Annotated in this window: 12 protein-coding genes; 7 read left to right on the top strand and 5 right to left on the bottom strand. The window is 48.3% G+C overall.

All coding sequences use genetic code 11. From position 1 onward, the window contains the following. Positions 1-265: 265 nt before the first annotated feature. Positions 266-355, bottom strand: coding sequence for a hypothetical protein (locus tag ASF12_RS36045; protein WP_235533330.1), 90 nt, complete (start codon positions 353-355; stop codon positions 266-268). A 207-nt stretch (positions 356-562) separates the two neighbouring features. Continuing rightward, positions 563-1,480 carry a helix-turn-helix transcriptional regulator gene (locus ASF12_RS31360; protein WP_056042972.1) on the bottom strand — a complete coding sequence of 306 codons (918 nt, stop codon included), beginning with the start codon at positions 1,478-1,480 and terminating at the stop codon, positions 563-565. 270 nt (positions 1,481-1,750) lie between these two features. Between ASF12_RS31360 and ASF12_RS31355 the strand changes: the two genes are divergently transcribed. Further along, positions 1,751-2,443, top strand: coding sequence for a DsbA family protein (locus ASF12_RS31355; protein WP_056042969.1), 693 nt, complete (start codon positions 1,751-1,753; stop codon positions 2,441-2,443). A gap of 530 nt (positions 2,444-2,973) precedes the next feature. Continuing rightward, complete coding sequence (locus ASF12_RS31350) at positions 2,974-3,600, top strand: SGNH/GDSL hydrolase family protein (RefSeq protein ID WP_056042967.1); 627 nt, start codon at positions 2,974-2,976, stop codon at positions 3,598-3,600. A gap of 228 nt (positions 3,601-3,828) precedes the next feature. On the opposite strand, the gene ASF12_RS31345 is transcribed toward ASF12_RS31350, so the two are convergent. Then, positions 3,829-4,944, bottom strand: a complete 1,116-nt coding sequence (locus tag ASF12_RS31345) for a glycoside hydrolase family 88 protein (RefSeq protein WP_056042965.1) — start codon at positions 4,942-4,944, stop codon at positions 3,829-3,831. A gap of 140 nt (positions 4,945-5,084) precedes the next feature. On the opposite strand from ASF12_RS31345, the gene ASF12_RS31340 reads away from it, so the two are divergent. Next, entirely contained in the window at positions 5,085-5,948 is an 864-nt protein-coding gene (locus ASF12_RS31340) for an AraC family transcriptional regulator (RefSeq protein ID WP_056042962.1), read from the top strand. Between the two features lie 37 nt (positions 5,949-5,985). Here the strand turns inward: ASF12_RS31340 and ASF12_RS31335 are convergent, their stop codons facing one another. Next, complete coding sequence (locus ASF12_RS31335; RefSeq protein ID WP_056042959.1) at positions 5,986-6,831, bottom strand: AraC family transcriptional regulator; 846 nt, start codon at positions 6,829-6,831, stop codon at positions 5,986-5,988. 139 nt (positions 6,832-6,970) lie between these two features. Here ASF12_RS31335 and ASF12_RS31330 point away from each other — a divergent pair, with 139 nt between their 5' ends. Further along, entirely contained in the window at positions 6,971-7,756 is a 786-nt protein-coding gene (locus ASF12_RS31330; RefSeq protein WP_056042957.1) for a sugar phosphate isomerase/epimerase family protein, read from the top strand. 121 nt (positions 7,757-7,877) lie between these two features. Here ASF12_RS31330 and ASF12_RS31325 read toward each other — a convergent pair whose 3' ends face one another. Continuing rightward, a complete protein-coding gene (locus ASF12_RS31325; RefSeq protein WP_056042955.1) occupies positions 7,878-8,906 on the bottom strand; it encodes a LacI family DNA-binding transcriptional regulator in 1,029 nt (342 codons plus the stop codon). A 125-nt stretch (positions 8,907-9,031) separates the two neighbouring features. Between ASF12_RS31325 and ASF12_RS31320 the strand changes: the two genes are divergently transcribed. From ASF12_RS31320 to ASF12_RS31310, 3 genes are all read left to right on the top strand, one after another. Further along, positions 9,032-10,417 (top strand): FAD-dependent oxidoreductase, encoded by a 1,386-nt coding sequence (locus tag ASF12_RS31320; protein WP_056042953.1) that lies wholly within the window; start codon positions 9,032-9,034, stop codon positions 10,415-10,417. A gap of 190 nt (positions 10,418-10,607) precedes the next feature. After that, on the top strand, positions 10,608-12,386 hold the full coding sequence (locus tag ASF12_RS31315) for a cache domain-containing sensor histidine kinase (protein WP_056042951.1): 1,779 nt from the start codon (positions 10,608-10,610) through the stop codon (positions 12,384-12,386). Beyond that, positions 12,374-13,111 carry a response regulator transcription factor gene (locus ASF12_RS31310; RefSeq protein ID WP_056042948.1) on the top strand — a complete coding sequence of 246 codons (738 nt, stop codon included), beginning with the start codon at positions 12,374-12,376 and terminating at the stop codon, positions 13,109-13,111. Before ASF12_RS31315 ends, ASF12_RS31310 begins: the two co-directional genes overlap by 13 nt. Positions 13,112-13,271 lie beyond the last annotated feature (160 nt).

Below are 13,271 nucleotides of genomic sequence, written 5' to 3'. Positions count from 1 at the left end.
CAAACAGCACAATTGGTTATATGTCACCCTTGCGTTTCGAACAGCTTTATTACGAAAAAATAGCATAATGGGCGTGTCCACTCTATTGACAGAAGAGCACAGGAGCCGCTAATGCGCTGCCAAAAGCCATTTTGACAGGATAATGAGGGCAATAACGGATTTCCTGTCCGCGTACGGTCCGAAATCGGATCAAAAGCCAGAATAGCGGAATCTCAGTCCGTGAAAAAAGGAATGATCTTCCAGAGCTGCGGAGCAACTCTATTTTTCATACACATTTACTGATACCAAAAAGGGAGTAGTCGTTCATGGCAAATGCATAGTCGAGCAGACGCAGCATTGTAGAAATATTGCCCATGTGGTAGGTTCCGTCGTTGATCCTATACAGTACCATTTGCGATATGGGAGTTCCTTGATTCTCCCGAAAATAGTTTGATTGGCCATGTGTGATATTCAAACATTTGTACCGGATGTTTTGACATTCGTCACGTCTCCTTTTGACTTCTCATAAATTTTGATTTTGTTTCTGTTGTTATAATAAAAAAAGAAGTATGACAATAGTTCGTCATACTTCTTCATAGAGTTGGAGTGTATTTTGCAGTTGTTTTTTTAAGATACCTCGCAATGCTAAGGGCTCAAGGACTTCGGCACCACTCCCAAAACCCAGCAGAATCGACCAAAGCCAACGGGCTTCTAATGGTTTATAAACAGGAATTCGCATCGTCAAGCTTCCATCGGCGTGAAATTGTTTATCAGCCTGGTGAAATTGATCCATCACTTCGGCCAAAGCCTCCGGCCCCACTCGAATTACCACATCTTGCAGCTGATCGTGCCATTCTTTAGTTGAGATAGCAGCTTCTTTAGGTGCCACTTGATGTGGCTGAAAGCTTTCCTCGGTCAAAAATAAATTCATCATCCGGGATAGTCGAAACTCCCGATAATCCCGCCGTGTTCGGCAGAATCCATAAACGTACCAATTGCTATATTTGAAATGCAGCCACATCGGCTCCATATCCCGGGTCGTACGTTCATTATTTGCATTGATATAGTCAAAGCGGACGCTTTTTCGCTTCGTAATGCCTGTGCGCAAATGGCGAAGTGCGTCAGGTTCCGTCCGGCGCGTTTCAAGATCGACAGATAGGCTCGGGGTCTGATGCTCGGGCCCGATTGTTTGCAGCCGTTCAATGGTTCCCTGCGCACGCTCATCGTCAAACACGGTGGCGAGGCTGCTGAGCACGGTGATCAGCGAATCGACATCGTAAGAACCGAGCAAGCTTTTATCCATTTTGTAACCATCCATTATGCCATATCCGCCATGCATTCCCTGATAGGATACGACCGGGAACCCCGCAGCACAAATCACATCGATATCCCGATAGATGGTTCTTTGGGAAACTTGAAACTCTTCAGCCAGCATCGAGGCAGACAAAACTTTGTTATTCAGCAGCTTGTAGATTATGGAGATCAATCGCTCCAATTTCATTTGCATCCCCGCCTGTTAATTCATTTCGTACTCATGTTCGTTATTATATCATAGGTGTTTTCATGATCGTTGTGGGAATGGCATACTGCTATTTAAGAAGTAGCCCTAACAACAGGTAGTGAAGTTTTTTCAAGATTTCTATATGGTTAGACGATTGATGAATAATTGCTCATATGTTAAGGTGAATTGAGATTTCTTCTTTAAATTGGATGTAAAAGCTTTTGTACGAAGCGCTGCAATTTTATGAATAGTACAGGGGGCAGAAGCAGGATGAAGAAGAAAAATGTGAAATCAAGGACATTAGTTTGGTACACCTTAGTCATTGTCGTTGTTTTTATTGCGCTGTTCGCCATTAACGAGATTTCCAAAAGCCGGACGGGCATCGAGCAGGAAACAGCAGAGGCTCCGCCCATTTCCAGCCAGCCTACATGGGGGGATAAGGCCGCCAAGGTTTCTATCGTAGAGTTCGGAGATTACAAGTGCCCGTCCTGCAAAGCATGGAGCTCGCAGATTTGGCCGCAATTAAAGAAAGATTATGTAGATACGAAACAAGCCTCGTTCTCGTATGTGAATGTTCTATTTCATGGGGCAGAATCAGCATTAGGCGCTTTGGCTGGGGAAGCGGTGCTTGAATCGAATCCGGACGATTTCTGGCATTTCCATGAAGCTTTGTTTGCGGAGCAGCCGGATGCAGACCATGACGGACTTTGGGTTACAGTAGAGAAGCTGATGCAGGTAGCAGAGGCGTCCGTTCCGGACTTGGACAAGGACCAGTTCAAAGCCCTGCTGAGCTCGGAAGAAATACAGGTACGGGTCGATCAAGATCAGCAGCTCGTGAAGGATTTTAATATTTTGCAGACTCCGACCATTATGATTAACAACAAGAGAATAGGGAATCCGTTCGATTACGAGGCCATCCAAGCTGTGATTGAACAGGAGTTGAGCGAGGCGGCAACGGAATAAGATTAGTTGCTTTCGGGGGATATGAGGGACTAGTCGAGAGCTATACGATATGCGACAATGATGCATGGAAATATGGATTGGTGAAGGCTTGGTTCCATTCACGCACTCCTTACATGTGGAGTGCTGTGTGTCGGTTGTAAGGATGCACTATTTAAGTAGCTCATTTACCTGATTTATTATTAAGCTTAAGCAGAAAAAGTGCTTAAGCTTGTTCTAATTTTTGCAGCTCCACTGACTCCGCAGATGATAGCTGTGGGGGCATAGTGAATCAGCTTAACTGATTGTTGGGTTTTTACAAGTATGAATCGCTTGCGTTCAATCGGATAGGAGATGATACGTGCCGCTCTCAGGCTGCGAATCTGATTTTATTTAACCGGCTTACGAATGGGCAGGGAAATGTACCTCTATTTTTCGGGATGTATACACCTATCGTATCATGTACTCATTATTGTTTAAACTAAAATTAAACTTTATCATCGATGGCTACATTTTATAATAGAGAAAACGGATTATTAGGGGGAAAGAAGAAAATGGAGCTTATAAAAGATGAACGACGATGGTATGGAAAAAGCTGGTGTGCACTGGGTGATAGTATTACAGCAGCTAATGGCTATCAACCCTTGGTAGGTGCGGCATTAGGCTTCTCCGTTATTACGAATGCAGGACAAAACGGATGCCCGCTTACTGCAGGCGGTGACAAGGATTATGGTGCAACCGTGCATATAGGACGCAAGATGGAGCTTGGTTATGATTGTGTCACTATCTTTGCGGGTACCAATGATTTTCGATTGGACAAACCTATAGGACGGAAGGAAGATCGAAATATTCATACGTTCTATGGGGCATATATCGAATTAGTCGAGGATATTCTTGCGAAAAATCCCGCATGCCGTCTGAGCTTATGGACGCCTCTGCAGCGTGATAAGGACGGCTTTGACATACACTCCATCAACCAGGCTGGCCATCGACTGATTGATTATGTCGAGGTCATTCAGGAAATAGGCCTTGAATATGCTTTGCCTGTGCTGAACTTATATGCCGAGAGTGGGTTCAACCGCTTCACACTTTCCGTTCTCACTTCAGATCGTTTGCACCCTAATGAACAGGGTCATGCGCGTATTGCCTCGATGGCAAGCAGCTTTTTGGCGCGACTCTAAAATCACTAAAATCTCAGAACCTACGCGGCGTTGTCTGGATTCAAGAATACAAGGGGAGAAAAAATAGTTGGGTCATAGATAGTAACAGAAAGGGACAGATACAAATATGTAATGAGGAAGCCTCCAAAACCTCAGTGAGAGTTGTGATGGAGGCTATATTTTCTTGTGATTCGTATTCCATAGTGCAAAGATCAAAAAATGTCTCTACAATAAACGACATGAGGCAGGCTAAAAGATCCGATGGCTCCAGCCGTTAAGCTTGGCGAAGGCCTCCACGAAGTAGTAGTCTCCGTATATAAGCGATACATTGATGTTGGCGTTCTGAGGCTTATGCCCGGTGCCTTGGAGAAGAATCGCTTCATGGTCCGGATTGTCCCAGGTCGCATAATTCTCGCTAAGTGAATACAGGATTTTCTCGGCAGCCGCGTTATAGATCCTGCGTTCCGCGGATGGAACCAGCTCAGCAAGTTCGAGCAGACCTGATGCTGCGATGGCGGCAGCGGAAGTATCGCGCGGCTCGTTTTCTATGTTTTCTACGCGGAAATCCCAATACGGCACATAGTCTTCCGGCAGGGCAGCGACAAAGTAATGCGCTACCCGCTTCGCCGCGTGCAAATAACGCTCAAGTCCGGTGCATCGGTAAGCAATCGCGAGGCCATAAAGGGCCCAGGCATTGCCTCGGCTCCACGCTGAGGAGCCGGAAAAGCCTTGACCGCCCAGCGGTTCTATAAACGCGCCCGTCTCCGGATCAAAAGATAAAATATGACATACCGAGCCGTCCTCGCGAATGGCGTAACGGAGGAAGGTGTCCGCGTGACGTATCGCGATATGCTTGTAACGCGGGTCGCCGGTCGTGCGGCTTGCCCAGAACAACAGGGGGATATTCATCATGCAATCAACAATGGCCCAGCCGAGCGCCTCTTGCTCGTTCCACGCACGAATAAACTCTCCATTCACGTTGAAGCGGCCCGCGAGGAAGTTTGCCGCCTCCAAGCCGTTTCGCAGACCTTCCTGATTGCCCGTTAATTCGTATTTAATGACAGCAGTCGGCAGAAACTGAAAGCCGACATCGTGATGCAATTGTACGGGATGCTCGCAGAAGCAGCGCTCCAGCTTAGCGTCCCATTCCCAAGCGGCTGCCTTGAATGACTCTTTCCCTGTTGCATCATGCATAACCCAAAGCAGGCCGGGCCAGAAGCCGGACGTCCACCAATTATCGTCTGTGCTGTCATAGATGCCGTTGGCTTTTGCCACATGAGGCGTTTTATCTCCAATTTGGTTTATCATGCGCTCTACCTTTTCGGTTAATTGCGCCAATGTTTTCTCTTTGTATGCCTGATTCATTTAGTAGTAAGCCCCCTCGTTACCCATTATTGTGGTTAAGCTGCTTGCTATCATTATAGTCTCTGACAAATGGACAAAGTTACGCTACAATGGTTAAAAATGTTGTTCTGTTGACTTGTTGAAATGAAGGGGTGCAGTCAATGAAGGGGACGCTGTTTCAGGAAATGGACTACGGGGGACTATCTTTTCTTTGGTCATACCGCAACTGGTCGCAGCAAGATTTCGAAGGGTATTATCATTGGCATCGGGGCTTCGAGGTGTTGGCTGTGCATCAGGGACACGGCTCGGTTACCGTCAATCAGAAGACGTACGAGCTTAAGCCGGGCATGCTGTTTTATTTTCAACCCTATCAGCTGCATAATGTCTATGCGGAAGTGGATGAAAGCCGGCCGTATGAACGCAGCGTTTTTCATTTCGACCCTGTATTTATGAAGGGCTACTTAAAGCCGTTTCCGTCTCTTTATGACGTCTATAAACGAATGCTTCAAGGGCTTATCGCTTTGCAGGGCATAGATATGATCGATTGCAATGAAGAGTTGAATGCCGCTTGCTCCGCATTCCAGAATAGCCAGCTCGCTTCCTCCGCCAGCAGCAAGGATGAGCAGAGCGCGCTCTATTTGTTGAAGGTGCTGTCGTTAATTATACGAAAGGTTATTCCGGGGCCCAGGCAGGAGGAACATATGAAGCCGATTCGCCAATCGGAACGTGTTATGGCATGGATTGAAAATCATTACGGGGAGCCCTTTCAGCTGGAGCTGCTTGCGGACGAGCTCCACATGTCAAAATCTTATTTGTCCCGGCTGTTTCGGCAAGAGACGGGTAGCAATATTACGGGCTATTTGACAGCCCGCAGAATGCAGCAGGCTTGCAGTCTGCTTCAAACGACGAACAAATCCGTAGAAGTGATCGGCGAGCAGGTAGGGTTTACGAGCACCTCTTATTTTATTAGCCTGTTCAAACGGATTATGGGCGTGTCTCCGCATCAATACCGCCTGAGGCTGTAGCGGGGAGCAGCGGCAATATATAGCTGCTTCGTTCCAATTAAGGCTTCTCTGCCTTGTGAAGCTGATTCCGAACACGGTATTTGCTGGGACTGGCGTGAAAATGAGCCCGGAAGGCGCGGCAGAAATAAGGATAGCTGCGAAACCCGGAGGCTTCTGCGATATCTTCCAGTTTCATGTCACTGTATAGAATTCTCTCTGAGGCAATAGACAGCCTGATCTCAATGACATAACGCATTGGAGATTGCCCGAACGCTTGCTTGAACAAGTGGGAGGCTGTCGATACGCTGATGCCGTAACGTTCTGCGATATGGGTCAGCGTCAGCGGCTCGGTAGCATGCTTCTCCAAATACTGCTTCATTTTGTAAGGAATGTTGAGCTCCGGCCTGGAGGCCGTCGCCGTCTGCTTCCGTATTACATATCTCTCGATAGTTAGACATAAAACTTTGATTAAAGCGTCTAACATTTCCGCATTATCCCCATGAATATTCCGCTTCTCATAGATCAGTTTTCTCCACAATGCCAAGAAGTCTTCTGCCGTATCCAGATGAACCTTGCTTGGAAAATCGTTCCGGCTGCACCACTGCTGAACCCATGCTTGGCTGCAGGTTAAGTAGTAATCGGCGCTCTCAATTGGCTGAGAGGCGTCAGCGTCTTTATCGGCCTCAACCACTAGCCGGTAGTATTCCCCTGGCTTGCGGATGATCAGATCGCCGGGCTGCACAACATATGTCTCATCGTTAATCTCGACACGGCATGTTCCTTTTACCTGGAACCGCAGGAGCAAGCGATTGTCAGCTGTGCCCTTTTGCAAGGAGCCGGTGAATGGTGATGTATGATGAGAATAACCGGTCAACAGGCAATCGATCCACGATGAATCTATCATTTGCTGCCACCTCCAAGTGAGTAAATTATTACTACTATCATAAATGTTGCAAAATAAGTCAACAAGCAGAGAATCGGATATTCACATCTAAATCAATTGTCACTATACTGGGGATTAATTAAGTAAAGGAGATGGTAGTTTGTTAAAAGATAAGATTGCGGTTCAATTGTATACGCTTCGCGAGGAATGCCATGTGGATTTCCCTGGAGTTCTTCGTAAAATAAGTAAAATTGGCTATGGCGGTGTACAGTTTGCGGGCTTTCAAGGCTATGACCCGCAGGAACTCAAAGCGGTTTTGGACGAAGTTGGATTGAAGACCGCGGGCATGCATGTTGGTTTCCATGACATTGTTACGAACACAGGCAAAGTGGTCTCGGACGCCAGGCTGTTCGGCACGCGGGATATTATTTGCCCAAGTATTCCCGCTGAGCTGCGAAATGAAGGCGGATACAAACAACTGAAGAAAGATTTGAATGGTATTGCGAAGCATTTGAAGGGCGAAGGCTTCCGAATCAGCTATCACAATCATGCTTTTGAATTTGAAACGGTGATAGAGGGGCAGGACGCGCTTTCATACTTGCTTGAGGCTGCTGTAGACAATGAAATCCTCGCAGAGTTGGATGTATATTGGCTTCAAAAGTGCGGTTTTGAGCCAGCATCATTCTTCAAACCATATGCGGGCAGGATGCCGATTGTCCATATGAAGGATATGACCGCAGACGGTGAGCAGGCATTTGCGGAAATCGGTACAGGATTGATTGAATTTGAACCGATTATTCGCTGGGGAGAGGAGAACGGAGTCGAGTGGTACGTAGTAGAACAGGATGTTTGCAGAACAACACCGATGGGCTGCGTGCAAACTAGCTTTAGCAATCTATATCAATTAATGTCCAATTTGCAACCGAATCAGTTCGGTGAAGACTGAGAACGCGACTGCCGAAAAGGCGAACCTCAGTGAGCTGCGAATCGAACAACCGGAACAGCTTTGCTTGCTTTTTTTGTAGAGAGAGCTCAGTTCTTCCGAACATCAAACCATCCGGCGCTTCTCAGCTGAAGCGCCGGATGGTTTGCCCGTTGTGGAAAGGGCCGGCAATGCGGATATGCTCATAGGGCTCGCCCTGGTTGGCGAGGCGCCACAGCATTTTCTCAGCCGCTTTATATCCGGTCTCCCTGATCAGAAGCTGGGGGCGGCTTAAATGCGGCAGCGCCGCCACCGGTCCGTTGGCCAAGCCGACTAGGGAGATATCCTCCGGGATGCGATAGCCGAGGGAGGTAAGACTGTCGTACAGCCTTACGATATCTTCATCGATGGCGGCAATGATTGATGTTGGTTGGCTGCTGCGCAGCTTGTCAATCAGCATGAACTCGTCCCAAACGTCCGTTATATGCAGTTCTGCGTCATGATCCAACTGAAGCTCACCCATCATTTCCTCAAACGCCTGCCATCTTCTTGTATACCCTCGCTGGCTGTGAATATCTCCTACGTACATAATACGGGTATGGCCAAGCTGCGCGAGCCGGTCCACGGCCAAGCAGACGGCTTCGAACACATCCCAGATTACGCTGTCGATTCGGGAAAGCGGTCTCGGATAATTAATCAGCACCTTGGGTAAAGGCAGCTCGAACAGCTTGCGCTCTGTGGAGTCCGAGAGCAGTCGGGGTGCGATGAACAGACCGTCGGCCGTCGGCAAATTGCGCTGCTCCATCCAGTCCGAGAATGCGTGATCCGGCACATCCTCATCCAGCACATAGCTTTCCAGTCGATGCTCCAATTGATCGAGCCTCTCTCTTATCCCCTCTGTCAACAATACGTTGTAATTCATAGATTGCCGAGACTGTATCAATACAAATCGAAATTGGAAGGTTGGATAGGGCGTGATGCCGCGGCTGACCATCGCACGTGCCTGAGATACAGTCAAATAGCCGCGTACGAAGGCTGTTCGGATAATGCGGCTTCGCGTTTCCTCTGACATGCCGGCTCGTCCGCTCAGCGCTTTGGATATGGTCTGAATCGAAATACCAAGTTCTTTGGAAAGATCGTGCAGAGTAATCGATTTACGAGTTCCCAATTTCAAAACCGCCTTCCTCTTTTCTCCGTGTGGTTAGGGGATGCGAACGTAAAGCCATTGTCCACGCTAACGCTTGACAGCTCTATTTTAAACTAAAGTTGAACTACTTTAGAAGTCCCCCGACTCCTATAATGAAAATACTTTCAGAGGAGGGGTTAAGTGTGAGAAAAATAGAGACGGATATTGTGGTATGCGGCGGAGGGCCGGCGGGGATTAATGCGGCGCTGGCAGCTGGAAGGAGCGGGGCGCGAACACTTCTAGTTGAACGATACGGTTTTCTTGGGGGCATGTCGACTACAGCTTTGGTCTATCCATGGATGACCTTTCACACGATGGATGGCAAGCAGGTCATTGCCGGAACGGCGCAGGAAATTGTAGACCGCTTGATGGTCGAGGGGGCTTCGCCCGGTCATGTTCGCGATACGGTAGGCTTTGTAAAGACGATCACCCCTTATGATCCTGAAGTGTATAAGGTGTTAATCATTGATATGCTGCGCGAGGCGGGTGTGAAGGTGCTGCTGCACAGCTTCATGGACGAAGTGCAGACCAGGGACGGCCTCATTGAAACGGTACGATTGGCTACCAAGTCCGGGAAGTACGAAATTTCGGCATCGCAGTTCATCGATGCGACAGGGGATGCCGATCTTGCCTATCTGTCAGGTGCGCCGTGCTTGCAGGGACGCGACAGCGACAATTTGACGCAGCCGATGACGATGAAGTTCCGAATGAGAGGCGTTGACCTGGCGAGAGTTAAACGGTATATGATCGACCATCCGGACGAGTTTTACAAGAAGACGCCTTTCGATGAGCTGGAGGAACTGCCATTGACCGGCGTATTGGGTTACTTCAAGCATTGGAAGGAGGCTGACCTGCCCATTAACAGAGACCAGGTCCTTTTCTTCACAGGTCCGGGACCGGACGAAGTGCTTGTCAATACGACTCGTGTTCAAGGGCTGGATGGAACTGAATTGGAGGATTTGACGGAAGGAGAGGTGCAGGGCAGGAAGCAGGTGCGCATGGTCGCGGATTTCATGACCCGCTGCTTGCCAGGCTTCGAGAACGCTTCCATCTCTTCGGTCGGAGCGCAAATCGGCATACGAGAGAGCCGCAGAATAGACGGCTGCTATTCACTCCAAGTACAGGATGTTGTAGATGGACGCGCGTTTGATGATTGCATTGCACGAAGCGGCTATCCCATCGACATTCACGATCCGTCCGGCAAGGGCGTACAGGCCGCATGGGTCAAGGGAGACGGGGCATACGATATTCCTTACCGCTGTTTGCTGCCAAAGCGGATTGACAATCTGCTCGTGGCAGGCCGCTGCATTTCGACGACGCATGAGGCGCTGGCAACGACGCGTCTGACACCTAGCTGCATGGCGACGGGACAGGCTGCCGGTACGGCGGCAGCAATTGGATGGGAGCAGGGTATATCACCGGGAAAAATCGACATTGGACAGCTGCAGGAGCGTCTAATTCAAAATGGCGCGCTGCTGCGCAGTGGGCAGACTGTATAGCTCGCATCCGCCAGCGAGATAACGGCCAAATTCAATTGAAGAAATAAATGGAACATGGTAGACTTTTTCATAAGGTCGCCTCGTATCGGAAGTTTGTTGGAAAACAAACATTCTACCGGATGAGCGGCCTTTTTTTTACCGTGTGATAGTATATGTTTGCGCTTATAATCTGTCAGGAGGAGTCGGTGAAATGAAGCGGTATATTTCGATACGAGCCAAATTTATAACCATGTTCGTTCTGCTCATCACCATTCCATTCCTGATTAGCGGAATCAGCACTTACAATAACTTTGCGGAGGAAACCGAAAAAAACTCCAGAGCGTACTCCATGCAAATTATGAATCAAGTGAAAATTAATTTGGAAAATACGATAAAAGGTGCGGACAGAATAACGGTGGCTCCCTTGTATAACGAAGATGTGCTGCGTATTTTGGAGAAGCACAGTTATGAAGAACCAGGCGAGGAGAAGCTTATTCCGTCAGCGGAAATTACCAAAATGGCAAGAGTAGCAGCTTCGCTCACATTGGATCAGCCTGGAATTGAACGAATGATTTTTTTTACCCGCGACGGTATTATGTACAGCGTTCAAGAAAAACTGACACAGCGTTATTGGAACGAGAAAGGAAATGGCTGGATGCAGGAGGTGTTGGATGCTGAAGGAAGGCTTGTCATCATCGAACCTCACGAGACGACTTATTACAAACGATCGGAGCGGGTAATTTCCGCTGCCAGAGCATTGAATCACCCTGCAACGGGGCAAAGCATCGGGGTCGTCAAAATTGATTTTAACATGAAAGAGCTCGAAGCGTTATTGTCAGAAGTATGGCTCAGCGACAACAGCCAGTTTTACTTGACAAAGGATAACGGCGAGCTGTTATTTCCGGATGGACTGGTTAATTTCCCGGATACCGGTCCGGGGGACGGAACGATAGATTGGAATGACCAGACTTATATGTACACAACCATGCACTCCAAATCAACGAAAGTGAATATTCACGGACTTATCCCGATGGCCGATTTGCAACGGGGAGGCAAGGAAATCGTCGGATTTACGATCCTCATTTCAGTAATATCGCTTATCATTGCCTATTTGCTTGCGATCTTTACGTCAGAGCGGCTGGTCAGGCCGATTCGTTATCTTCAATCGCGCATGCGGCGGGTAAAGGACGGGGCTTTCAGCGAACGGGCAGATTTGAGCTTGATGAATCGCGATGAAATTGGGCAATTGGCCCAGGGTTTTAATCTGATGGTGACGGAAGTGGAGCGGCTGGTCAAGGAAGTATATGAAACGAAGCTGCGCGAACGCGAAGCCGAGCTGTCGGCTCTGCAAAGCCAGATTAATCCGCATTTTCTGTACAACACGTTGGAATTGGTAAGCATGCAGGCGCTGAAGGAGAGAAATCTCGAAATCAGCGACATTGTTGCCAGCTTGGGGAAAATGCTGAGATACACGGTTGACAAGCAGGAACGGCCGGTGCAATTGAAGGAGGAGATACGGTTCGTTCACGCCTATTTGCAAATTCAGTTATCCAGACATGGCGAGAAGCTGTGTTCGGAAATGTATGTGGATCCGTCCTTCGAATCTTGTCTTGTACCAAAGCTGCTGCTTCAGCCGCTGGTTGAGAATGCATTGGAGCACGGAATGGGGAATAGAGGATTAACGATAACGATCAGGGCATCCGTGCTGGATCAGGATTTGCTCCTGACTGTACAGGATAATGGGGTGGGGATGCCGACGCAACGTTTATTGGAGGTTCGCGAGCAGATGTTGTGCAAGCCGGAGCGGGACGGCAGCCGTCCAAAGTTTGGAGACACACTTAAAGGCTATGCCATCAAAAATATTCACCATCGCATTCAACTGCTTTATGGCGTGGAATACGGCTTAAGCGTGGAGAGCGATGAGGCTTCCGGAACACTATGGAGAATCCGGCTGCCATTACGTTGGGGGGAATTAGAATGTACAATGTGATGCTGGTAGAAGACGAGAAGAAAATTCAAGAAGGGTTAAAGATAATGATAGAGGAAGTGATCGGCAGTTACAGGGTAACCGCAGAAGCGGAGCACGGTTTCGCTGCGCTGGAGCTTCTCAGAATGCAGTCGGTGGATTTGCTGATCACGGATATCCGTATGCCCCAGATGAACGGAATCGAGTTATTGCGGCATGTCCGGGGGGGGTATCCCAACCTTCCTGTATTAATCATCAGCGGGCATGAAGATTTTACTTATGCCAAGGCGGCGATGCGTCACAATGCGTCGGATTACATCCTGAAGCCGGTGGACCGGATTGAGCTTTCCTATTTTCTATTGAATTTGAAAGCGCGGCTGGACCGCGAGCGGGCGGTAGAGATGCCTAACGCCGAAGCAGCCCATGAAGATCTGACGATTCGAAGAGTGAAGGAACTGGTCGCCTCTTGTCTGGATCAGGATGTTTCACTTCCATTCATCGCGGAGCAGGTGCATTTGAATCACCAATATTTATCCACATTGTTTAAAGTGAAAACCGGGCAAAACTATTCTGATTATGTGACGGCCTGCCGGATGAGTAAAGCCAAGGAGCTGCTGACCCATACACATCTGAAAATATACGAGGTCGCAAACCTTTGCGGCTATGCCAGCGCCAATCACTTTATGGCCGTGTTTCGGCAGCATTGCGGAGCGAAGCCTACCGAATATAGAAAAAGGCCGCTGAACTAAGGCCGGTTAGATCATTGAGCACAAAACAAAACAGATGCTATAAATATCGTATCTTTTCTCGAAATTGCGTTGTTTTTCACTGACAGGCTGACTTGTATACTTGTTATTAAGCGCTTCCAATTGGTGCAGAGACTTCATGTATTGCGACAGAATGATTGCA

The sequence above is a fragment of the Paenibacillus sp. Leaf72 genome, from assembly GCF_001422685.1.
GTDB lineage: Bacteria > Bacillota > Bacilli > Paenibacillales > Paenibacillaceae > Pristimantibacillus.
Note: the sequence above shows the minus strand (reverse complement) of the source record. Positions and strands in the feature narration are given on the sequence as shown.

Excerpts from the sequence above, each read along its gene's own strand:
- ASF12_RS36045 (WP_235533330.1), bottom strand. The coding sequence starts at position 355 with ATGGGCAATATTTCTACAATGCTGCGTCTGCTCGACTATGCATTTGCC.
- ASF12_RS31360 (WP_056042972.1), bottom strand. The coding sequence starts at position 1,480 with ATGAAATTGGAGCGATTGATCTCCATAATCTACAAGCTGCTGAATAAC.
- ASF12_RS31355 (WP_056042969.1), top strand. The coding sequence starts at position 1,751 with ATGAAGAAGAAAAATGTGAAATCAAGGACATTAGTTTGGTACACCTTA.
- ASF12_RS31350 (WP_056042967.1), top strand. The coding sequence starts at position 2,974 with ATGGAGCTTATAAAAGATGAACGACGATGGTATGGAAAAAGCTGGTGT.
- ASF12_RS31345 (WP_056042965.1), bottom strand. The coding sequence starts at position 4,944 with ATGAATCAGGCATACAAAGAGAAAACATTGGCGCAATTAACCGAAAAG.
- ASF12_RS31340 (WP_056042962.1), top strand. The coding sequence starts at position 5,085 with ATGAAGGGGACGCTGTTTCAGGAAATGGACTACGGGGGACTATCTTTT.
- ASF12_RS31335 (WP_056042959.1), bottom strand. The coding sequence starts at position 6,831 with ATGATAGATTCATCGTGGATCGATTGCCTGTTGACCGGTTATTCTCAT.
- ASF12_RS31320 (WP_056042953.1), top strand. The coding sequence starts at position 9,032 with ATGAAAATACTTTCAGAGGAGGGGTTAAGTGTGAGAAAAATAGAGACG.
- ASF12_RS31315 (WP_056042951.1), top strand. The coding sequence starts at position 10,608 with ATGAAGCGGTATATTTCGATACGAGCCAAATTTATAACCATGTTCGTT.
- ASF12_RS31310 (WP_056042948.1), top strand. The coding sequence starts at position 12,374 with ATGTACAATGTGATGCTGGTAGAAGACGAGAAGAAAATTCAAGAAGGG.